The sequence below is a fragment of the Micromonospora pallida genome, from assembly GCF_900090325.1.
In the GTDB taxonomy this organism is placed as follows: Bacteria; Actinomycetota; Actinomycetes; order Mycobacteriales; family Micromonosporaceae; genus Micromonospora; species Micromonospora pallida.
The window spans coordinates 7,499,273-7,520,466 of the sequence record NZ_FMHW01000002.1 but is presented as its reverse complement, the minus strand read 5'-3'; the positions used below and the strand labels follow the sequence as shown (position 1 = coordinate 7,520,466).

The following is a 21,194-nucleotide window of genomic DNA, read 5'->3' as shown; positions in this document are numbered from 1 at the left end:
GTCGGGTGCCTGCAGGGGTCCCCTGTTACCCATTCTTGGGTAACAGGGGACCCCTGTTACCGCTTTTTGCGTAGCAGGGGTCCCCTGCAGGCACAGCAGGCCGGAGACGATGCAGTCCGGTTCGGGCCGAGACGACCCAGTCACCTCGGGTCGGTGGTGAGGCCCAGCCGGCGGCGGGCCTTCTCCCGGATCGCCTCGGGCAGCTCCGTCGCCTCGAGCAGCCGGGGCAGCAGCTCCGGCTCACGGTTCAACGCCCGGAACACCTCACCGACGGTGACCCCGTGCGCCGGGCGGTCCCGTACCTCGACCGGATCGCCGGCAGCGACCTCACCCTCCCGGAGCACCCGCAGGTACGCCCCGGGCGCGGCCCGCGCGGTGAACCGCTTGACCAGATCCGGTACGCCCCAGAATCCGGCGAACGTCCGGCAGGGCGTACGCGGCTTGGTGACCTGGAGCAGCGCGGACCCGATCGCCCACTGCTCGCCGATCACCGCCCCGGTCACGTCCACCCCGAGGGTGCTGAGGTTCTCGCCGAAACGTCCCGGCGGCAGGGCGCGGCCCAGCTCGGCCGCCCACCAGTCGGCGTCCTCCGTGGCGTACGCGTACACCGCCTGGTCGGGGCCGCCGTGGTGGGCCCGTTCGGCGATGAAGTCGCCGACCACCCCGTCCACCCGAACCGCCACGCGCCCGGCCGCCGGCCGCTTGTCGATGCCGCTGAGACCGCTGGCGTCACCGGCCCACTCCGCTTCGGTGACCACCGCGAGGTTCACCGAGATCACCTTTCCCGTTATACCGGTCAGCCTACGACCGGGCCTGGGGCGGCTGGCGGGTCGTGTCCCGGCGGCCGGTCCGGGTGGTCGAGAATGTGCACGTGGCGATGTCCCGTACCGGAGGCGACGGAGCGGCCGACCGGCCGCTGGCGCCCGTCCGACGGCCCCGGCCCACCGCGCCGGCGCTGGACTACTACCTGGTCCGTCCCCGGCTACCGGACGACCGACCGGCCGCGCCGCCCGAGGGCATCGTCGTCGAGGAGTTCCTGTTCGGCGCGGACCACACAGTGCTCCGGGTGGACAGCGCCGCGTGGACGCCGGGCGGACCGGGTTGGTGGACGTCATCCGCGCTGAGCAGGAGCATCCGGGCCGACCCCGAGCTGCGCGGACGGGTCGTCGGGGTCCCTCGCCACCGGGCCGAGGTCGTCTACCGCCAACTCGGCGGGGCCACGCTCCCGGACGAGGCGACCCTGCGCGGTCACCTGCGCGCGGGAGACACCCGTGCGGCGTCGGCTCCGTTGCTGCTGTCCCCGGAGCGGGTCACCCCCGGCTTCCACAGCACCCGGGTCTACCGGGTGCTGTTCGCCAACGAGCTGGGACCGGACGACCTCGTCCAACTGTCGTCGGGGTGGCCGATGACCCGCACCGATCCGATCCGCTCGAACGGGGTGGTCGGCACCGCCCGCCGTCGGATCGGGGCGGACGTCTTCCGTTGGGATCTGCGCCGAATCGGCATGATCGGGGCGTACGGCCTGGACCCGACCGTCGACCTGGTGACCGGACGGGACGACGGCGTACGGCCGGTGCTGCGTGAGCTGACCACGACGCTGCGCCTGCGGGGCCTGATCCCGGTCACCGTCGAGCGCTTCTCCTGAGTCCGCCCGGGCGGTTTGTCTGCCGGCTGGCCAGGCTGGTCAGCCGGGCGGGTGCGGTGGGTGGGCGGCGGTTGAGGTGTTTGCAGGGGTCCCCTGCTCCGCAAAAAGCGGTAACAAGGGTCCCCTGCTACCACCTCAACCGCCGCCTCAACCCTTGACCGCGCCCGCGACCAGGCCGGAGACCATCCGGCGCTGGACCACCAGGAAGAAGATGATCACCGGCAGGGTGAAGATGGTGGAGGCGGCCATCACCGGGCCCCACGCCGTGTCGTCCCGGCCGAAGAAGAACGTCATCGCCACCGGGAGCGTGTACCGGTCCTGGTCGTTGATGAAGGTCAACGCGAAGATCAGCTCGTTCCAGGCGGTGATGAAGGAGAAGATGCTCGTCGCCACCAGACCGGGAGCGACCAGCGGGAAGAGGATCTTCCGGAAGATCTGCGCGCGGCTGGCCCCGTCGATCGCCGCCGCCTCCTCCAGTTCCTTCGGCACGGCCGCCACGAAGCCACGCAGCATCCAGACCGCGAACGGCAGCGAGAAGCCGAGGTAGGTGAGGATCAGGCTGGGCAAGGTGTTGTACAGGCCGAGCCGCTGGATCATCAGGAACAGCGGGATGACCAGCGCCTCCAGCGGGATCATCTGGACGATCAGCAGCATGATCAGGAAGCTGGTCCGAAGCTTGAACCGGAACCGGGCCACTGCGGTGGCGGCGAGCAGCGCCACCAGGCCGCTGAGCAGCACGGTCGCCCCGGCCACCAGGACGCTGTTGAGGAAGAAGTCCGCGAAGGTGACCCCGGGGATCAGGTTGCCGGTGAGGATGTCCCGGTAATGGTCCAGGGTCGGCGCGGTCGGCACCGGTCGCGGCGTCGAGGAGAAGATCTCCCGGTTCGGCTTGAGCGACGTCGCGATCATCCAGTAGACGGGGAAGGCCGCGAAGAGGGCCACCAGCAGCCCGGCGCCGTTGAGGGCGATCCGCCTCACGGGGGTGCCGCGCATCACTCCTCCTCCTGCTTGAGCACCATGCGGACGTAGAAGCCGGTCACCACGAGCAGGATCAGGGTGAGGATCACCGCGATGGCCGCGCCCAGGCCGTACTTCGGCGGCGGCGAGAACGCCTCCGCGTAGGAGTAGATGGAGAGCATGAAGGTCGGACGGTCCTGGGTGCCACCGGCCAGCACGAACTGCTGGGTGAAGACCTTGAAGTCCCAGATGGTGGAGAGCACGATCAGGATGCCGAAGACCGGTCGCAGCAGCGGGAAGGTGACCTTCCAGAAGACCCGCCACGGGCCGGCACCGTCGACCCGGGCCGCCTCGTGCAGTTCGCTCGGCACGCTCTTCAACCCGGCGAGCACGCTGACCGCGATGAACGGGAACGAGTGCCAGACCACCACCAGGGTGAGGATGGCGAAGAAGAGCAGCGGCGAGTTGAACCAGCCGTAGCCGGTCCAGTCGGTGCGGCCGAAGAGCGCCTGGGACAGCCCGTCCGGCAGCGCGTTGAACAGCCAGGTGACCAGACCGCTGGTGTCGTCGAAGATCCACTTCCAGACGATCGTGCCGGTCAGCGCCGGGGTGGCCCAGGCGAGCATCACGCAACTGCCGACGAAGGTCGCCATCCGCTTGCCGAGCCGGTTGAGCAGCAGCCCGACCAGGGTGCCCAGGATCATCGTCAGCGCCACGTTGGCCACCGCGAAGAGCACGGTGTTGCGCAGCACCGTCCGGAAGAACGGGTCGGTGAGGATCTGGACGTAGTTCTCCAGCCCAATCCACGGCCACTCCCGGTCGCCGCGCAGCTGCCGGACGTTGTTGAGCCGGTGGAAGGACATCCACACGACCTGGCCGAGTGGCCAGAGCAGCAACACGGCGATGATCGCCAGGCAGGGCAGGAGCAGCAGATACGGCAGGCGGTCCACCCGGGGCCGCCGCCGCGCGGGGGTATCCCGCCCGGCGGCGACCTTCGGTGTGTCGGTCAGGGTGCTCACTTGGCGTTGAGGATGCTTTCCATCTCGGCCGCCGCGTCGGCGGTGGCCTGCTCCACCGTCTTCTGCCCCTTCATCACCGAGCTGTTCATCGCCTGGGTCACCGTCTTGGTCCGGCTGACCTCCACCCACTTCGGGGTGAGCGGCGTGAGCTTGGTGTTCTGGAGCGTGGTGGCGAACGCGCCCATGACCTTGTCGTTGGCGTACTCACCGCCGCCGACCAGGTCGGAGTAGACCGGGAAGAAGCCGAGGCTGTCGGCGAAGGTCTTGGCGTTCTTCTTGTTCAGCAGCACGGTGAGGTAGTCCCAGGCGAGGTCCTTGCGCTCGCTGTCCTCCCAGATGCCCAGGTCGGAGCCACCGGCGAAGGCCGGGGCCGGCTTGCCGTCCGGGCCGGGGATGGGGAAGGTGCCCCAGACCTTCTCGATCTCGGGGTTGTCCTTCTTGATGGCGCCCTGCTGCCAGCTTCCGGCGAACGCCATCGCCGCCTTGCCGGTGGCGAACTGGGTCCGGGCATCGATCTCGTTCCACCCGGCGGCGGCCGGCGGGGCGACCTTGTGCACGGTCACCATGTCGGTCCAGAACTTGACCGCCTTCTGGGCCTCCGGCGTGTTGTAGCCGGACTTCCAGGTGTCGCCCTCCTTGGTGGCAATCTCCGCGCCGGCGCTCCAGAGGAACGAGTAGAAGGGCAGCTCGGAGTTACCCGGCAGGGCGATGCCGTAGGTGTTCGGCTTCTTGGCCTGCACGGCCTTGGCGGCGGCGACCAACTGGTCCCAGGTCGTCGGCGGCTGCACGCCGGCCTCGGCGAACCAGTCGGTGCGGTAGTACATCGCCCGCACGCCCGCGTACCAGGGCAGGCCGTACTGCTTGCCGTCGAGCTGGGCGTTCTTCACCAGGTCGGGAAGGATGTCCTTGCCGTCGGCCCAGCCGTCCATCCGGCCGCTGAGGTCGGCCAGCGCCTCCTGCGCGGCCCAACCCTGCGTCTCGGTGTTGCCGAGCTCGGTGATGTCCGGCCCCTCACCGCCGGCGAGCGCGGCCTGGAACTTCTTCGGCGCCTCGAGCCACGGAATGTACTGGACCACCACGTCGGTCTCGGGGTGCTTCTTCTTGAACTCGGCCTCGACGCCGTCGAGGAAGGCGGTCTGCGCCTCGCTTCCCTCGCCCATCATCCAGACCGTCAACTTGCTGTTATCAGCTGACTCACCCTCGTCGGAGCCACCGCAGCCGGCGATCAACATCGCGGCCGAGGCCACGACGGCGGTGACCGGAGCCAGCCGTTTCCACCTGTTCACGCCACTTCTCCCTCGCGCCGTCTGGCACAAACCTTCTCCGCCGCACCTTAGCCGGTAAAATTCTTTTACGACAGGGGTGGACGCGAGGCGACCGTACAACAGACAGCAGGAGTCCCCGGCCGATCGGCCGGGGACTCCTTTGTGGTTGATATGGGGCTGTTACCGATGCGTGATGCGACGATGCCGTTACCGGTGCGTGACGTGGCGACGACGGCCGGAACCGGCGACCAGCGCGACACCGATGGCGGCGAAGGCGACCTGGAACAGCAGTTCGACCCAGTCGATGCCCGCGGTGTTCGCGACACCGAGCGCGCGGGCCACGATCGTGCCCAGCAGCGCGGCGCCGACACCGATCAGCATGTGCAGCCAGATCGGCATGTTCTGCCGGCCCGGGACGACCAGACGGCCGAGCGCGCCGACGATGAGACCAACGATGAGCGCAGTGATGATTCCCCAGACGGTGAGCTCCACGGTCGCCCTCCTCCAATGTGTTGTGTCACGTGGTGTGTCGTTCCTGTCGTGACCGCTAAGTTCCCTGGGCGCCGAAATCTCAAACCGGCACAACCGGACATCAGGCAACCGGCACCCGACCGCCGGCAACCTGAGAGCCACCTGAAAGCTCGGAGAAACCCCAGGTCAGAGAAGATTCGAGCCGCCCGGCGCCGCGTCGGGCGCAGTGCCGGAAATTCCTTCCGGTACGCGGGACGCAGCGTCGGGCGGCTCGTGGAGGCGCCATGAGCGGGCCGACCCGGCCCGCAAATCTGATACGGAGAGTGACTAACTGTAGGGACTACTTCTTTCCGGCAGCCTTGCCGTCACCGCTGTCGGAAGAGAGGGCGGCGATGAAGGCCTCCTGCGGCACCTCCACCCGGCCGACCATCTTCATCCGCTTCTTGCCCTCCTTCTGCTTCTCCAGCAGCTTGCGCTTCCGGCTGATGTCACCGCCGTAACACTTGGCGAGCACGTCCTTACGGATCGCACGGATGGTCTCCCGGGCGATCACCCGGCTGCCGATAGCCGCCTGGATCGGCACCTCGAACTGCTGGCGCGGGATCAGGGTGCGCAGCTTCGCGGCGATCGTGGTGCCGTAGTTGTACGCCTTGTCCTTGTGCACGATCGCGCTGAACGCGTCGACCGGCTCGCCGTGCAGGAGGATGTCCACCTTCACCAGGTCGGACGCCTGCTCGCCGGAGGGCTCGTAGTCGAGCGAGGCGTAACCCTTCGTCCGGCTCTTGAGCTGGTCGAAGAAGTCGAAGATGATCTCCGCGAGGGGCAGCGTGTAGCGCAGCTCCACCCGGTCGGCGGAGAGGTAGTCCATGCCGAGCAGGCTGCCCCGCCGGCCCTGGCAGAGCTCCATCACCGCGCCGACGTAGTCGTTCGGGGTGAGCACGGTGGCCCGTACCGTCGGCTCGTACACCTCGGCGATCTTGCCGGTCGGGTACTCGCTCGGGTTGGTGACCACGATTTCCTCGCCGTCCTCCTGGATCGCCCGGTAGACCACGTTCGGGGCGGTGGAGATCAGGTCGAGGTTGAACTCCCGCTCCAGCCGCTCCCGGATGATCTCCAGGTGCAGCAGGCCGAGGAAGCCGCAACGGAAGCCGAAGCCGAGCGCGCCCGAGGTCTCCGGCTCGTACGTCAGGGCGGCGTCGTTGAGCTTCAGCTTGTCCAGCGCGTCCCGCAGGTTCGGGTAGTCCGAGCCGTCGATCGGGTAGAGACCCGAGTAGACCATCGGCTTCGGATCCTTGTAGCCACCGAGCGCCTCGGACGCCGGCCGGGTGTTGATGGTGACGGTGTCACCGACCCGGGACTGGCGGACGTCCTTCACGCCGGTGATCAGGTAACCCACCTCGCCGACGCCGAGCGCGTCGGCCTTCTTCATCTCCGGGGAGATGACGCCGATCTCCAGCAGCTCGTGCACCGCGCCGGTGGACATCATCTTGATCCGGTCGCGGGCACTGATCCGTCCGTCGATCACCCGGACGTAGGTGACCACGCCCCGGTAGACGTCATACACCGAGTCGAAGATCATCGCGCGGGCCGGAGACTCGGCCTCGCCGACCGGCGGGATGAACTGCCGGACGATCTCGTCCAGCAGGTACGGCACGCCCTCGCCGGTCTTGCCGGAGACCCGGATGCAGTCCTCCGGCTGGCAGCCGATCAGGTGGGCCAGCTCCTCGGCGTACTTCTCCGGCTGGGCGGCCGGCAGGTCAATCTTGTTGAGCACTGGGATGACGTGCAGGTCGTTCTCGAGCGCCAGGTAGAGGTTCGCCAGGGTCTGCGCCTCGATGCCCTGCGCGGCGTCGACCAGCAGCACCGCGCCCTCACAGGCGGCGAGCGAGCGGGACACCTCGTAGGTGAAGTCCACGTGCCCCGGAGTGTCGATCATGTTCAGGACGGCGTGCTCGCCCTTGCGCTCGCCCTCCCGGACGGTCCACGGCATCCGGACCGCCTGGCTCTTGATGGTGATGCCGCGCTCCCGCTCGATGTCCATCCGGTCGAGGTACTGCGCGCGCATCTGCCGGGGATCCACCACCTCGGTGAGCTGGAGCATCCGGTCGGCCAGGGTCGACTTCCCGTGGTCGATGTGGGCGATGATGCAGAAATTCCTGATGCGCCCCGGGTCGGTGGCACCAGGAGCGTTCGCGCCGGAGTCGAGCATCGGTGGCACAGCGGTCCGTTCTGGTCGGCGTGACGTGAGCAGGCCGGCATGACGCCGGCCCCCTCTATGCTCCCACGTCCCCCCGGACACAGTCGGAGCGCTCCTCCACGCCCTCCCGCTCTCGTGGTAGCAAGGGTCCCCTGCTACCGCTTTTTGATGAGCAGGGGACCCCTGCTACCACCGAAGCCGGCGGCGGAGGCACAGGCGAGGGAGGGGCGGGGTGATCACTCGGCGGGGGGTTCGGTGAAGAGAGCGGCCAGCCGGGGCAGGTGCCGCCGGGCCTCCTCCTCGTCGTCGAAGTCCCAGAAGTCGTTCAGGTCCGGCGCGGTGACCGGGTCCCGGTCCGCCGGCAGCTCCGCAGCGGTCGCCTTCCGGTACGCCTCCCAGGGCACCGCCAGCATCTCCTCACACTCGAACTCCTCGCCGCTGAGCGCGGCGGCCCGGACCCGGGGCAGCTCGGCCAGCGAGTCCGGGTCGGCGACCGCCCGGGCGTACACCGCCCGGCCCTGGGTCATCAGCCAGCCCCGGAAGTACTCGAAGCCGTCGTCCGAGGCGCCGCCGTTGATCAGGTACGCCGCGCCCCAGAGGTCGACCCGGTACGAGGCGGCCAGCACCCGCCGCTGGTGGCTCGCGTACCCGACGATCTCCTCCGGGTTCCGCTCGGCGAGCAGGGCGACCGCGCGGGCGGCGACCGCCTCGGGTTCCCCGCCGGCGCCCTCCCGGGCCCGGTCGATCAACTGCCAGAAGTCGTCGGTCCTCATGAGGTCGCAGTCTGACAGAGCATGCGGTACGACCCGACCACGCGGCACCATGGAGGCCATGCGCGCGGTCTCGTTGCCCCCGGTGTCGTACGCGGTCACCGCCGAGCGTCCGGCCTGGGCGGACCTGCCGGCCGGGCTGCGCGACGCGGTCGCCGCGCGGCTCGGCGCACCGGTGCGGTCGGCCCGGGTCGCGTCCGCCGGCTTCACCCGGGGTTTCGCCGGTGTGCTGGAGAGCACCGACGGGGCGCGGGTCTTCGTCAAGGCGGCGTCGACGGCTGAGCAACCCCACCTGGTCGACTGGTACGCCCGCGAGATCGCCATCCTCGACCGGCTCCCGGCCGACCTGCCGGTGCCCCGCCCCCGGTGGACGCTGCACGCGGCCGGCTGGTTCGCGGTGGGGTCGACCGCGATCGACGGGCGGGTGCCGGAGTTGCCCTGGTCCGCTGCCGACCTCACCGCCACCCTCGCCGGGTACGCCGAGGTCGCCGCCGCGCTCGCCGATCCCCCGGCCGACCTGCTCGGGGTGGGCCTGCCCCGCCTCGCCGACCTGGCCTGGGCGGACCTCACCTGGTGGCGGGAGGTCGCCGCCGGGCGGGAGCCGTATCCGGGGCCACCCCCGACCGCCGCCGGCTGGGCGGCGGTCCTGCCCGAACTGGTCCGGCTGGAGTCGCTGCTGGTCGGGTACGCGCAGACCAGCGGCCTGGCCCACGGCGACCTGCGACTGGACAACGTGCTGATCGACCGGACCGGTCGGGCGTGGTTCTGCGACTGGACCTGGCTGTGCCAGGGACCGGCCTGGTTCGACCTGGTCGGCCTGCTGCTCACCGCGTACGGCAGCGGCCTGGACGCGGATGCTCTCTTCGCCGGCCATCCGGCGGCGGCCGGGGCCCCGCCGGACGCGCTGGACGCCGCGCTGGCGGCCCTGTCCGGCTACTACCTCACCGGCGCCAACGCCGCGCCCGGCACCGCCTCGCCGCAGATCCGGGCGCACCGCCTGTTCAGCGGTGGCCTCGCCCTCGACTGGCTCGCCGAACGGCGCGGCTGGCACCGGCCGGAGCGCTGACCGGCACCAGCCCGCCGGCCTGACCGTCGCCGCGTACCGGCCGCGCGGCGTGGTGCGCGTGCCTGGTCGCCCCCGCGGCCGTGCCCGGTCGCCCGCACGGCGTGGTGCGCGTGCCTGGTCGGCCGTACTGCTGCGGCCCACCGGCCCGCCTGCCCGTTTTTGGCTCGTCCCGAGGGACCTGGTAACCTGGCTTTTCGCGCAGCGATGACGCATGCTCGTCGCGCGCGATGCAGACCCAGAACCCGAGCTATCAAGACGAGGCTGTCGCGTGGCGAACATCAAGTCCCAGATCAAGCGCAACCGGCAGAACGAGAAGCGCCGGCTGCGTAACAAGTCGGTCAAGTCGTCGCTGAAGACCGCCATCCGCAAGTTCAACGAGGCCGTCGAGGCCGGCGACACCGAGAAGGCCGCCGTGCTCATGCGCGACGCCTCGAAGAAGCTGGACAAGGCCGCCAGCAAGGGTGTGATCCACGCCAACCAGGCCGCGAACCGCAAGTCCGCGATCGCCAAGCGCGTGGGCTCCCTCGCCGCCTGATCCGGCGACGTACGCCCTGACCGGGAACCCCCGGGCCGATCGGCCTGGGGGTTCCGGCTCTTCCCGGGTCAGGGCCGGGTCGGGCGGGGCGGCTTCGGGCGCCACCGGCCGGACTCGGCAGCCCGCCGGTCCGGGTCGGCGTGCCCCTGTGCTGGCTCGACAGCCAGCCGTTCCGGGGCGTTCCCCCGCCCGGGCACGGTCCGCCGACCCTGACCACCGTCGCCCGCCCGAGTCCCCGGAACGCGGCTCTGGCGAGCCTCCGGATCGCGGCTCTGGCGGGTCGACACCACCTCACCGGGGATCCACCAGGCCCGGCCGGTCTCCGGGTCGACGGGATGGTTGACCGGGGCGGCGTCCTGCCGGCCCGACCGGCGCGTCACTCGGGCTGGCACCGGGGCCCGTCCCACCGCCGGCTCCATCTGCCGGCGGAACCGGTCCCGCTCCTGTTCGGGGACGAGGGAGGCGGAGCGGACCACCGAGGCCGCCACCACGTCGTTCAGCTTGACCATCACCGCCACCGCGGCCGGCAGCAGCAGTACGGACCACCAGCTCACCAGCTCGGCGAGGGCGAGCAGGGCGGCCAGCGCCACCGCGCCCTCGAAGAAGAGGAAGCAGAGCACCCCACCGGGGTTGACGAACCGCAGCCCGAGAACCCGGGCGTACAACGGGCGGTACCGCTCCTCGTCCGCCGCGAGAGTCGCCCAGCCGGTCCGCGTCGGTCCGGTCACCGAGCACTGCCCTGCCGGGCCGCCGCCACTGAGAAGACCGCTCGTTCCAGCGCGTACGCCCGGTCGTCCGCGCCGCCCTTGACCGCCGCGTTGCACTCGGCGGCCACCCGCATCGCCAGGACCAGCCCCTCCGGGGTCCAGCCCCGGGCCTGCCGCTGTGCCCGTTCGATCTTCCAGCCCGGCATACCGAGACTGCTCGCGAGCTGGTACGGGCTGCCCCGACCGGCCGAGGCCACCCGGGCCACCGTCCGCACCCCGTCGGCGATCGCGTCGGCGATCGGAACCGGGTCGACCCCGACGTGCAGGGCCCAGCGCAGCGCCTCCAGCGCGGCCGGCACGTCACCGACCATCACGGCGTCGGCGACGGTGAAGCCGCTCACCTCGGCCCGCCCCCGGTAGTAGCGGGCCACCGTGTCGGCCCCGATCCGCCCGTCGGTGTCGGCCATGAGCTGCGAACAGGCCGCAGCCAGCTCGCGCAGGTCGTTGCCGACGGCGGCAAGCAGCGCGTGGGCGGCGTCGTCGGTGCATCTGCCCCCGGCCCGGCGGATCTCGTCCCGGACGAAGGCCACGCGTTCCCGGTCCCCCTTGAGCTTCGCGGCGGGGACCACCTGGGCGCCCGCAGCCCGTAGGCCGTCGGCGAAGGCCTTGCCCTTGGCCCCTCCCAGGTGCAGGACGACCAGGCGGACGTCCGGTTCCGGATCCTTCGCGTACGCCAGCAGCGCGGCCGCCAGGTCCTTGCGGGCGTCTTGGCCGGACCGGAGGACCAGCACCCGCCGCCCGCCGAAGAGCGAGGGGCTGATCATCTCGGCGATCTCGCCGACGGTCAGGCTGCCGGCCTGGTACTCCCGGACGTCCACGTCGGGGTCGATGGCACGGGTCTCGGCGACGGCCTGGGCGACGGCGCGCGTGGCGAGCAACTCCTCGTCACCGAGGACGAGCAGAATGGGTGCGAGGCTGGCGGGGGTCACGCCGCCCATATTCGCACGCTCCGGAAGCGCATCGTGCCTGCTCGCCATCGCCGCGACGGCAGAGCCCGCACTCAGTGCAAATCCAGACATCTAACTCAATCCGCCACCCATGCGGTCAATATGATCCATGGGTAGGCCACAAAGACGAGCCAGCCTCCCGCTTTCCGAACCGCTTCAGGGACGGCGTCCCGGGTCCGTTCCCCGCGCCACCACCGCTAGGCGTCCATTGGCGGCCACCACGGCCAGGTCTCCCTGGGTGTCGGTCCGCAGCACCCGGGCCCCGCCCCGGGCCAGCCTCGACAACACGGCCGGACTCGGGTGCCCGTAGTCGTTGTCGACGCCCACCGGCACCAGCGCCACCGCCGGACGGGTCGCGTCGAGGAAGGTCGGATCCTGGTAGGCGGATCCGTGGTGGGCTACCTTCAGCACGTCGACCCGGAGCGCATCGGGCGGCGTCCGGTCCAGCACCGCCCGCTGCTCCTCGGTCTCGGCGTCCCCGGCGAGCAGGATCCGCACCCCGTCCACCCGGGCGAGCAGCATCACGGAGTTGTTGTTCGGGTCGGAGCGGGTGCCGCGCATCGGGTACGGCGGACCGAGCAGGCCCAACTCCACCCGACCATCACGAAACGTCCAGCCGTCCCCGGCTGGCCGCACCGGTGTCCCGCCCACCGTCGCCGTCACCTCGACGAGTTCCCGGCCGGCCGCCGGCTCCGGCCACTGCGGGGTGACCACCGCCGTGACCCGCCGATCCCGAAACACCCCGGTCACACCGGCGGTGTGGTCGGCGTGGAAGTGACTGACCACGAGCAACGACACCTGTCGTACGCCGAGCCGGCGCAGACAGCCGTCGGCGGCGGCCGGGTCGGGGCCGGCGTCCACCACCACGGCCCGACCCGCCGCCACCGGGAGCACCACCAGGTCACCCTGGCCGACCGCGCACACCGCGACCACCCAGCCCGCCGGCGGCCATCCGCTCGCCACCAGCCGGACCGGCAGCGCGCCCAGCACGGCGGCGACCGCCACCACGGCGACCAGCCGACGAACCACCGGCCGGCGAACGGCCACCAGCAGCGCGACGGTCAGCGCCGCCAGCAGCAACCCTCCGGCGACCCCGCCCGGCCAGGGCAGGGTGCCCGCCGGCAGGCGCGCGCCGTACCGGGCGACGCTGACCAGCCACCACGCCGGCCAGCTCGCCAGCCAGGCGGCGAACTCGGCGGCGGCGGGCCAGACCGGGGAGAGCAGGGCGGCCACCACGCCCAGCACCGTGGCGGGCGCGATCGCCGGCACCGCGAGCAGATTCGCCGGGACGGCCACCAGGCTGACCGTGCTGGAGAGCCCCGCGACCACTGGCCCGCAGGCGAGTTGGGCGGCGGCCGGCACGGCGAGCGCCTCGGCCAGGCCGGCTGGCACGCCCCGGCGACGCAGTCCGTCGCGCCACCGGGGCGCGAGCAGCAGCAGTCCGGCGGTGGCCAGGACGGAGAGGGCGAACCCCGGGTCACCGGCCAGTTCCGGGTCGACCAGCACGAGCACGGTCACCGCGGCGGCCAGGGCGGGCAGCGCGACCCGGGGCCGTCCGGCGGCGAGTGCGGCCAGCCCGATCGCGCCCATGGTGGCGGCCCGCACCACGCTCGGCGACGGACGGACCAGGATGACGAAGCCGACCAGGGCGAGCCCGCAGCAGGCGACCGCCAACCGGGGACCGGCCCGTGCCCAGCGGGCGAGTAGGAGCACCGCGCCCACCACGATCGCCACGTTGGAGCCGGAGACGGCGTTCAGGTGGGTCATGCCGGTGGCCCGGAAGTCCTCCTCCACGGCCGGCGGTAATCGGCTGGTGTCGCCGACCACCAGGCCAGGGAGCAGCCCACCCGGGTCGTCCGGCAGCGGCGTACAGGCCCGTTGCAACCCGGCGCGAAGCGTGCCGGCGGCCCGCTGCGCCCAGCCGGGGGCACCGCGCGGCGTCGGTGGACCGGTGGCGCTGAGCACCGCCCCGGTCAGGTCCCCGCCGCGCGGCTCGGCGAGCCGGCCCTCGGCGGTCAACCGCTGACCGGGCAGGAGCGCACGCCAGGCCGGGTCGGTGGCGAGCACCAGGGTGCGGATCGGGGCACTGACCCGTCGGCCGTCCGGTCCGGTCACGGTGACCAGGTCGGCCGAGATCAGCAGCATGGCCGGGCGTCCGGCCGCGCCCCGGACCGGACGCGGATCGTCCCGGACCACCAGGTCGGCGGTGACCGAGGCCCGGGTCTGGGCCAGCGTACGGATCACGGCCGCGTCGCGGGCCGTCAGCCGGGCGCTGGTCGCCGCGCCGCCACAGACCACGCCAAGCAGTACGGCGACGGCGATCCACCCATACCGCCGAACGGAGTCGGGTGGCCGCCCGAGCCATCCGCGCAGGTGGGCGACGAGCGCACCAGCGAGGCCGGCGGCAGCCCCGGCGAGCAGCAGTCCCATCGGGGCGGAGAGGTGCAGTCCGGTGAGGGCGGTCAGCCAGGTCGCCACGGCGAGCCCGGCCAGCCGCAGGTCGGGCGGCCGGTCCTGCTCCTCCCCCACCCCGACCGACGGCAGCGGGGTGCCGGGCGGACCGGACGGACCGGGCCAAGCGGACGGAGCAGGACGAGCAGGCGGAGCAGGACGAGCGGACGGACCGGGACGGGCGGGAGGGCGGCCGGGGCGGGTCACACCGTCACCAGGTCCTTGAGCTGCTCGTACCGGGCGTCTCCGATGCCCTCGACCTGGCGCAGGTCGCCGACCGACCGGAAACCGCCCTGCCGGTCGCGGTGGTCGATGATCCGCTGGGCGAGCACCGGGCCGACTCCGGGCAGCGTGTCGAGCTGCGCGACGGTGGCCGTGTTCAGGTTGACCTTCCCACCCGCCGCCGGTGCCCCCGGGCCGCCCGCACCCGGGGCCGCCCCCGCCGCGGTGGGCCCCGCACCTGGTGGCGGGGTGACCCCGACGAGAATCAGCTCGCCGTCGGTGACCCGGCGGGCCAGGTTGAGCAGCGCGACGTCCACTCCGGGCTGCGCGCCGCCGGCCGCCTCGATCGCGTCGGCGACCCGGGCACCGGCGGGTAGCCGGACCAGCCCGGGGCGACGCACCCGGCCGGCGACCGCCACCACCAGTTCGGCCGCGCCGCTGCCCGACGGCGGTGCCGGGGCGGCGTCGGCAGGCAGAGCAGCCGATGCCGACGGCGCCGGCACCGGCTCCACCTGCGGCCGGGACCGCCAGGCCCAGAAGCCGGCCCCGAGCACCACCACGGCCGCGACCGCGGCGAGTGCCCGGACGCCCCGCCGCCCCGGGTCGAAGACTCCCGGGCCGGTCAGCGGTGCCCGGGCTGCCATCGCCGGCGGGGCGGCTCCGGACACGTGATCGCCGGACGGTGCTGGCCACCCCGTCTCCGGGCCGCCGGGTATTCGGGCATCCGGTAATACGGCGCGACCGGGGTCATGGCCGTGGTGGACCGGGCCGGCTTCTTCCGGTGGCGGGCCGCCCGGCCGATCCGGCACCAAGAGCGGGAGCGGCTCGGCGGGCGTACCAGTGGGCACGGGGAGCAGCCGCCGTAGCCGTTGGCGTACCTCGGTCTCCTGGTCGTCGGACACGGCGCGACGTTAAGCCGGCGAAGGCGGGGGCGAGGCCGTCGGCCGGGTCACCTGTGGACGACGGGCCCTCCTGTGGAAAACGCCCTGATCATGCCCTGGCTGTGCTAGTCGACCTCCGGACCGCCCACGACCAGCGGCTCATTCCGACCGCCGATGCACCACCACCGACGCCAGTCCCGGCCCGGCGTGCGCGGCCACCACCGCACCCGCCTCGGTCAGGTAGGTGTCGTGCAGTCGGTCGCCGAGCCGTACGCGCAACGCCTCGAGCAGTTGCTCGGCCCGCTCCGGCGCGGCCAGGTGGTGCACGGCCAGGTCCACCTGGTCGTCACCGGCGGCCTCGACGGCGAGGTCCACCAGGCGGGCCACGCCCCGGCTGGCGGTACGGACCTTCTCCCGCAGCACGATCGTCCCGTCGACCACGTGCATGATCGGCTTGACCGAGAGGGCCGTGCCGAGCAGCGCCTCGGCGGCGTTGATCCGGCCGCCTCGGCGCAGGAACTCCAGCGTGTCGACGTAGAACAGGACGCGGGTGCGGTCCACTGCGGCCAGCGCCGCGTCGCGTACCCCGGCAAGGTCCGCGCCGCGCTCGGCGGCCCGCGCGGCGGCGAGCACCGGGAACCCGATGCCCATTCCGGCGGACCGGCTGTCCACGACGGCCACCCGACCGGCGAGGTCGCCGGCGGCGGCACGGGCGCCCTCGACCGTGCCGGAGAGTTCGGCGGACAGGTGCACGGACACCACCCCGTCGGCCCCGGCGGCCAGCAGTCGGCGGTACGTGTGACCGAACTGCTCCGGGGCGGGACGGGAGGTGCTCACCGAGACCCGGCGGGCGCCGAGGGCCCGGGTGGCGTCGTCGGGGCCGGTTTCGACGCCTTCCAGGCCCTCTGCGCCGTTGAGCACGACGGTCAGCGGCACCACGGTCAGCCGGTGCGCACGCACCAGGTCGGGTGGCAGGTAGGCGGTGGAGTCGGTGACGACCGCGACGGGCATGCCCGCACGCTAGTCGATACCGCTGTGGGCCGCCGGCCGGCGCGGGCCGGTCGCCATCCGGTACGCCGACTGCCCGATCTCCCGCTGCGGGCCGCCGGTCGCGCCGGCCGGCACTTCCGGGCCGGCCGGCCAGGGATCAGATCGCCTCGGTGGACGCGGCCGGCCCGGCACCGACCGCCGCGGCGGACAGCCCGACAGCAGGGACGCCGACGTTGTGGGCCCGCAGTTGCCAGCCCCGGACCTCGTCGTGCCGCAGCTCCGTCCAGTGGCAGTTGCCCAGGGAAGTGACGGTGGCCAGCACCGTGTGGTCCCAGCCGAGCAGGTGGCCGCAGCCCTGGCGGGCCCCGCCGCCGTGGGTGGCGACCACCACCGTCCCGCCCGGGGCCGCGTCGGCGGCGGCCCGGAGGCCGGCGCCGACCCGCTTGCCGAGGTCGTCGAGGCTCTCCAGCCCGGCGCCCGGGTCGGGGTCCCCGGCCCGCCAGCGGGCGTACTCGGCGGGGTGACGCTCGGCCACCTCGCTGGTCAGGAGTCCCTGCCAGTGCCCGAAGTACCGTTCCCGCAGCCGCGGATCGGTGCGTACCGGCAGTCCGGTCAGCGCGGCCAGCGCGGCGGCGGTGTCCGCCGCGCGGCTCAGGTCGCTGGAGACGATGGCGTCCGGACGGAGCGCGGCGAGCAGCGGCGCGGCGGCCAGCGCCTGCTCCCGACCCCGCTCGTTGAGCGGCACGTCGGTCTGCCCCTGCACCCGCCCGGCGTTGTTCCAGTCGGTGTTGCCGTGCCGCCAGACGATCAGTCGGGTCATTCGGCGGAGGCCGCGGAACCGGCGGTGGCGTCGGCCTCGACCAGGTCCCGGTCGACGAACGGGATGGTCGGACAGTCCTTCCACAGCCGGTCGAGGGCGTAGAACTCCCGCTCTTCGGTGTGCTGGACGTGCACCACGATGTCGACGTAGTCGAGCAGCACCCAGCGTCCGCCCCGCTCGCCCTCTCGCCGGACCGGCTTGGCCTTCTCCGGCAGTTCCAGCAGCCGTTCCTCGATGGCGTCCACGATGGCGAGCACCTGGCGCTCGTTCGGGGCCGAGGCGAGCAGGAAGGCGTCGGTGATGGCGAGCTGGTCGCCCACGTCGATGATGACGATGTCCTGCGCCTTCTTGTCGGCTGCGGCCTGGGCGGCCGCGGTCGCCAGCTCGTGGGCGCGTTCGGAAACTGTCACCGTTCTCCTTCGATCAACCGTGCGATTCTCCTAGCGTCTCACACGCGGCGCGGGAGTGACGCGTCAGTTCCGGGCGACTAGCGGACGTGTCGGGACGAACCAGGCATAGATCGGTCCTGGTAGAGCCCGCGCTTCGCGATGTACTGCACCACACCGTCAGGAACCAGGTACCAGACCGGTTCGCCGCGCCCGACCCGGGCCCGGCAGTCGGTCGACGAGATCGCCATCGCCGGCACCTGCACCAGGCTCACCGTGTCGGCGGGCACGTGCGCGTCGGAGAGTTCGAACCCCGGCCGGGTGACCCCGATGAAGTGGGCCAGCTCGAAGATCTCGTCCAGGTCCTTCCAGGAGATGATCCGGGCCAGGGCGTCCGCCCCGGTGATGAAGTACAACTGCACCTTCGGGCCGTACTCGGCCTGTAGGTCACGCAGCGTGTCGACGGTGTAGGTGGGACCGCCCCGGTCGATGTCGACCCGACTGACCTGGAAACGCGGGTTGGAGGCGGTGGCGACCACCGTCATCAGGTAGCGGTCCTCGGCCGGGCTGACCGGCTCGTCGGCCTTCTGCCACGGCTGCCCGGTAGGGACGAAGACCACCTCGTCCAGCCCGAACCGGTCGGCGACCTCGCTGGCCGCCACGAGGTGGCCGTGGTGGATCGGGTCGAAGGTGCCACCCATGATCCCGATTCGCCGGATGTCTTCCTCCATCCGGTGATCGTATGCCCGTTGGAAGGCCACTGACCTGCCCTGCGGGTGCGGCAGCGGTCACAGCGACCGCTGCCGCAGACCCGGGTCGGCCGGGTCGACGTGCGCAAGACGGCAACCCGGCTGGGTGCTACGCCGCCACCGCGCGGGCCGTCCGGGCGATCAGGGCACGCCGCAGGTCGTCGTCGGCGTCGATGACGACCCGGCGCAGGTCGGGGGTGAGGTCCGCGCGGCTCAGCAGCGCCGCGGCCAACTCCCGGGTCGACGCCGCCACCGCGTAGCGGGGGTAGGCCAGCTTCGCGACGTGCTCGGCCACCCACGGGGTACGCAGCGTCGCCGCCGCCGGCATCTCGGCGAAGTACCGCGCCACGTACGGCTCGGTCAACTCGGCCTGCTCGGGCTGCCAGAAGTTGTCGGCGGCCCCCTCGACCAGCCGGTTGGACAGGTCGGTGTCCCTGGTGACGATCTCCCAGGCCCGCCGCTTGGCGTCCGGGTCGGGCAGGGCCGCCCGGCACCGGACCGCCTCCACCGCACCGGTCGCGCTCGGGTCGGCGGCCGACTCGGCGGCGATCTCCGCCTCGCCGACCGCACCGAGCACCGCCAGCCGGTGCAGCAGCGCCCAGCGCAGATCGGCGTCGACGGCCAGCCCGTCGGGCACGCCCGCCCCGGCCAGCCAGCCGCCGAGCAGCGCGGTGTCGGTGCTGGCCCCGATGAGCCCCTGGGCGGCGGCGAGTTGCAGCGAACCACCGGCCGGGGCGGCGGCCAGCAGTCGCTGACAGGCCCCGGCAACCTCGGCCAGGGCCGCGTCCCGCGCCGCCGGTTCGAGATAGCGGTCGATCAGCGGACGGCTCAGCCCGAGCACGTCCTCGGCGATGATCACCTCGGTCTCGGTGGGCAGCGCCGCCGCGATCAACGCCACCACGGCGGTGACCGGCCGTTCCCCGTCGATCGCGGCGTGCAGCGCCTCACCCCAGAGCAGCGCGCGGGCCAGCGGGTCGGCCAGTCCGGGCAGCACCAGCGGTACGGCGTCCGCCGAGGCGGGGTCGAGGCGTACCTTGGCGAAGGTCAGGTCACCGTCGTTGGGCAGCAGCAGCCGAGCCGCCGGCTGCCCGGTCAACCCGGAGAGGACGGTACGCCCCCCGTCGGTCGCCGGGTCGAGGTCGACCTCCTGCCGCTGGACCGTGCCGTCGACCGAGTAGAGCCCGACCCCGATCCGGTGCGACCGCAGCACCGGGTGGGTCTCCGGAGCGGTCTGCGTGATCGCCACCTCGGTGTACCGACCGTCGGCGTCCAGGCCCACCTCGGCCCGCAGGGTGTTCACCTCCGGGCGACGCAGCCAGCTCTCCGCCCAGCCGCCGAGGTCGCGCCCGCTGGCGGCGCTCAGGCTGGCGAGCAGGTCGGCGAGGGTGGCGTTGCCGAAGCGGTGCGCGGCGAAGTGCGCGTTCAGGCCGGCGAGGAAGGCCTCGTCACCGAGCCACGCGACGAGCTGCCGCAGGACGCCGGCGCCCTTGGCGTACGAGATGCCGTCGAAGTTGAGCAGGGCCTCGGCGGCGTCGGCGACCTCCTCCGGGGCGACCGGATGGGTCGAGGGACGCTGGTCGGCGGCGTACCCCCAGGCCTTGCGCCGCAGCGCGAAGGTCGTCCACGCCTGGTCGAAGCGGGTGGCCTCGGCGGTGACCCGGACCCCGAGATACTCGGCGAAGGACTCGTTCAGCCACAGGTCGTCCCACCAGCGCATGGTGACCAGGTCACCGAACCACATGTGGGCCATCTCGTGGGCGATCGTGGTGGCCCGCAGTTCGCGCTGCGAGTCGGTGACCGCCGACCGGAAGACGTAGTCGTCCCGGATGGTGACCAGCCCGGGGTTCTCCATCGCCCCGGCGTTGAACTCGGGCACGAACGCCTGGTCGTACTTGTCGAACGGATAGCGCTCGGCGAAGAGCTGGTGGAACCGGTCGAGGCACTGCCGGGTGACGGTGAAGATCTCCTCGGCGTCGGCGTCCAGGTGCGTGGCGAGGGAGCGTCGGCAGTACAGGCCGAGCGGAATGCCGTCGTGCTCGGTCTGCCGGACGTGGTACGGCCCGGCGATCAGGCTGAAGAAGTACGTCGCCAGCGGCGCGGTCGGGGCGAACTCCCAGCGCCCGGGGCGGGGCCTGGCGGCGAGCCGTCCGTTGGCCGCGACCGTCCACTCCGGTGGGGCGGTGACCGACAGGGTCACCGGGGCCTTCAGGTCGGGCTGGTCGAAGGCGGCGAAGATGCGCTGCACGTCGTCCAGGAAGGACATGGCGTAGAGGTACGTCTCGCCGTCCGCCGGGTCGACGAACCGGTGCATGCCCTCGCCGGTGTTCGAGTACGCCATCTCGGCCTCGACGGTCAGCGTGTTCACTGCGGCCAGCTCGGTCAGCGGCAGGCGGTTGTCGACCAACAGACCCGGGTCGAGGTCGCGGTCGTTGAGGCGGACCCGGGTCAGCCGGGCGGGCTTGACCTCGACGAAGGTCCCGGCTCCGGGGGTGGCCCGGAAGGTGATGGTGGCGTGGGAGCGGAAGCGGTCGTCGCTGTCACCGGTCAGGTCCAGGTCCACCTGGTAGGACTCGACGGTAATCAACGCGCCACGCGCAGTCGCCTCTACACGGCTCAGGCTCGGCATCCGCTTATCCTGCCCGATGAGGGAACGGACAGCGTTCCCATTACACTCGGCACTGGAGGAAGCAACAATGGGTCAGCACCCCAAGGGCGATTTCGACCTGTCGCGGGCCGTCTGGCAGCGCGCCGAGGGGGACACCTCCGACAGCGCGGTCGAGGTCGCCTTCGTCGACGACCTGATCGGCATGCGCAACTCGGCCGAGCCGGACGGCCCCGTCCTGGTCTTCACCCAGGACGAGTGGGACGCCTTCGTCGCCGGCGCGCAGGATGGCGAGTTCGACCTGGACTGACGCCTCCGCGCGGGTCAGACATCCGATCGACGACCGTACGGCGTGGGGTCCCGGCTCGCGGAAGCCCCACGCCGCCCGGTCCGGACGGTCAGCGTTCGCCGTCACCCCAGCGGTCACCGTCGCCCGTCACCCCAGCCATCGCCG

At 72.2% G+C, this 21,194-nt stretch carries 20 protein-coding genes; 4 read left to right on the top strand and 16 right to left on the bottom strand.

Annotated features, from left to right (window positions below; translation table 11 throughout):
- Window positions 1–140: 140 nt before the first annotated feature.
- Window positions 141–791 (bottom strand): MOSC domain-containing protein, encoded by a 651-nt coding sequence (locus GA0074692_RS36315; RefSeq protein ID WP_091654466.1) that lies wholly within the window; start codon window positions 789–791, stop codon window positions 141–143.
- A gap of 80 nt (window positions 792–871) precedes the next feature.
- Between GA0074692_RS36315 and GA0074692_RS35490 the strand changes: the two genes are divergently transcribed.
- Window positions 872–1,645: a hypothetical protein gene (locus tag GA0074692_RS35490; protein WP_245730564.1), complete on the top strand. Its 774-nt coding sequence runs from the start codon at window positions 872–874 to the stop codon at window positions 1,643–1,645.
- Between the two features lie 147 nt (window positions 1,646–1,792).
- Here the strand turns inward: GA0074692_RS35490 and GA0074692_RS32385 are convergent, their stop codons facing one another.
- The 6 genes from GA0074692_RS32385 to GA0074692_RS32360 form a co-directional block, all read right to left on the bottom strand.
- Window positions 1,793–2,638, bottom strand: coding sequence for a carbohydrate ABC transporter permease (locus GA0074692_RS32385; RefSeq protein ID WP_091651904.1), 846 nt, complete (start codon window positions 2,636–2,638; stop codon window positions 1,793–1,795).
- Window positions 2,638–3,621, bottom strand: a complete 984-nt coding sequence (locus tag GA0074692_RS32380; protein ID WP_091651901.1) for a carbohydrate ABC transporter permease — start codon at window positions 3,619–3,621, stop codon at window positions 2,638–2,640. Before GA0074692_RS32380 ends, GA0074692_RS32385 begins: the two co-directional genes overlap by 1 nt.
- Complete coding sequence (locus GA0074692_RS32375) at window positions 3,618–4,907, bottom strand: sugar ABC transporter substrate-binding protein (RefSeq protein ID WP_091651896.1); 1,290 nt, start codon at window positions 4,905–4,907, stop codon at window positions 3,618–3,620. The genes GA0074692_RS32380 and GA0074692_RS32375 overlap by 4 nt, the downstream gene beginning before the upstream one ends.
- Window positions 4,908–5,093: 186 nt before the next feature.
- A complete protein-coding gene (locus tag GA0074692_RS32370; RefSeq protein WP_091651891.1) occupies window positions 5,094–5,378 on the bottom strand; it encodes a GlsB/YeaQ/YmgE family stress response membrane protein in 285 nt (94 codons plus the stop codon).
- Window positions 5,379–5,697: 319 nt separating this feature from the next.
- Window positions 5,698–7,575, bottom strand: a complete 1,878-nt coding sequence (gene lepA / locus GA0074692_RS32365) for a translation elongation factor 4 (protein ID WP_091651888.1) — start codon at window positions 7,573–7,575, stop codon at window positions 5,698–5,700.
- Window positions 7,576–7,790: 215 nt separating this feature from the next.
- Window positions 7,791–8,327, bottom strand: a complete 537-nt coding sequence (locus tag GA0074692_RS32360) for a DUF4240 domain-containing protein (protein WP_091651884.1) — start codon at window positions 8,325–8,327, stop codon at window positions 7,791–7,793.
- Window positions 8,328–8,385: 58 nt separating this feature from the next.
- On the opposite strand from GA0074692_RS32360, the gene GA0074692_RS32355 reads away from it, so the two are divergent.
- Together GA0074692_RS32355 and rpsT are read left to right on the top strand one after the other, a co-directional pair.
- Complete coding sequence (locus GA0074692_RS32355; protein ID WP_091654465.1) at window positions 8,386–9,390, top strand: phosphotransferase; 1,005 nt, start codon at window positions 8,386–8,388, stop codon at window positions 9,388–9,390.
- Window positions 9,391–9,658: 268 nt separating this feature from the next.
- The gene (gene rpsT / locus GA0074692_RS32350; RefSeq protein WP_091651881.1) at window positions 9,659–9,925 is read left to right on the top strand and encodes a 30S ribosomal protein S20; all 267 of its coding nucleotides are present in this window, start codon (window positions 9,659–9,661) and stop codon (window positions 9,923–9,925) included.
- 68 nt (window positions 9,926–9,993) lie between these two features.
- Here the strand turns inward: rpsT and GA0074692_RS37070 are convergent, their stop codons facing one another.
- The 9 genes from GA0074692_RS37070 to pepN form a co-directional block, all read right to left on the bottom strand.
- A complete protein-coding gene (locus GA0074692_RS37070; RefSeq protein WP_245730562.1) occupies window positions 9,994–10,653 on the bottom strand; it encodes a hypothetical protein in 660 nt (219 codons plus the stop codon).
- Window positions 10,650–11,630: a DNA polymerase III subunit delta gene (gene holA, locus GA0074692_RS32340; protein ID WP_091651878.1), complete on the bottom strand. Its 981-nt coding sequence runs from the start codon at window positions 11,628–11,630 to the stop codon at window positions 10,650–10,652. The genes GA0074692_RS37070 and holA overlap by 4 nt, the downstream gene beginning before the upstream one ends.
- A 165-nt stretch (window positions 11,631–11,795) precedes the next feature.
- Window positions 11,796–14,168, bottom strand: coding sequence for a ComEC/Rec2 family competence protein (locus GA0074692_RS32335; protein ID WP_245730560.1), 2,373 nt, complete (start codon window positions 14,166–14,168; stop codon window positions 11,796–11,798).
- 125 nt (window positions 14,169–14,293) lie between these two features.
- The gene (locus GA0074692_RS32330; protein WP_245730790.1) at window positions 14,294–15,121 is read right to left on the bottom strand and encodes a ComEA family DNA-binding protein; all 828 of its coding nucleotides are present in this window, start codon (window positions 15,119–15,121) and stop codon (window positions 14,294–14,296) included.
- Between the two features lie 231 nt (window positions 15,122–15,352).
- Window positions 15,353–16,204 carry a DegV family protein gene (locus GA0074692_RS32325; protein ID WP_091651874.1) on the bottom strand — a complete coding sequence of 284 codons (852 nt, stop codon included), beginning with the start codon at window positions 16,202–16,204 and terminating at the stop codon, window positions 15,353–15,355.
- Window positions 16,205–16,340: 136 nt separating this feature from the next.
- Complete coding sequence (locus GA0074692_RS32320; RefSeq protein ID WP_091651871.1) at window positions 16,341–17,003, bottom strand: histidine phosphatase family protein; 663 nt, start codon at window positions 17,001–17,003, stop codon at window positions 16,341–16,343.
- Window positions 17,000–17,413 (bottom strand): ribosome silencing factor, encoded by a 414-nt coding sequence (rsfS, locus tag GA0074692_RS32315; protein ID WP_091651868.1) that lies wholly within the window; start codon window positions 17,411–17,413, stop codon window positions 17,000–17,002. Before rsfS ends, GA0074692_RS32320 begins: the two co-directional genes overlap by 4 nt.
- 77 nt (window positions 17,414–17,490) lie before the next feature.
- On the bottom strand, window positions 17,491–18,120 hold the full coding sequence (gene nadD, locus GA0074692_RS32310) for a nicotinate-nucleotide adenylyltransferase (RefSeq protein WP_091651865.1): 630 nt from the start codon (window positions 18,118–18,120) through the stop codon (window positions 17,491–17,493).
- Between the two features lie 127 nt (window positions 18,121–18,247).
- Window positions 18,248–20,764, bottom strand: a complete 2,517-nt coding sequence (gene pepN / locus GA0074692_RS32305) for an aminopeptidase N (RefSeq protein WP_091651860.1) — start codon at window positions 20,762–20,764, stop codon at window positions 18,248–18,250.
- Between the two features lie 67 nt (window positions 20,765–20,831).
- On the opposite strand from pepN, the gene GA0074692_RS32300 reads away from it, so the two are divergent.
- Complete coding sequence (locus GA0074692_RS32300) at window positions 20,832–21,050, top strand: DUF397 domain-containing protein (protein ID WP_091651857.1); 219 nt, start codon at window positions 20,832–20,834, stop codon at window positions 21,048–21,050.
- The last annotated feature ends 144 nt before the right edge of the window (window positions 21,051–21,194 follow it).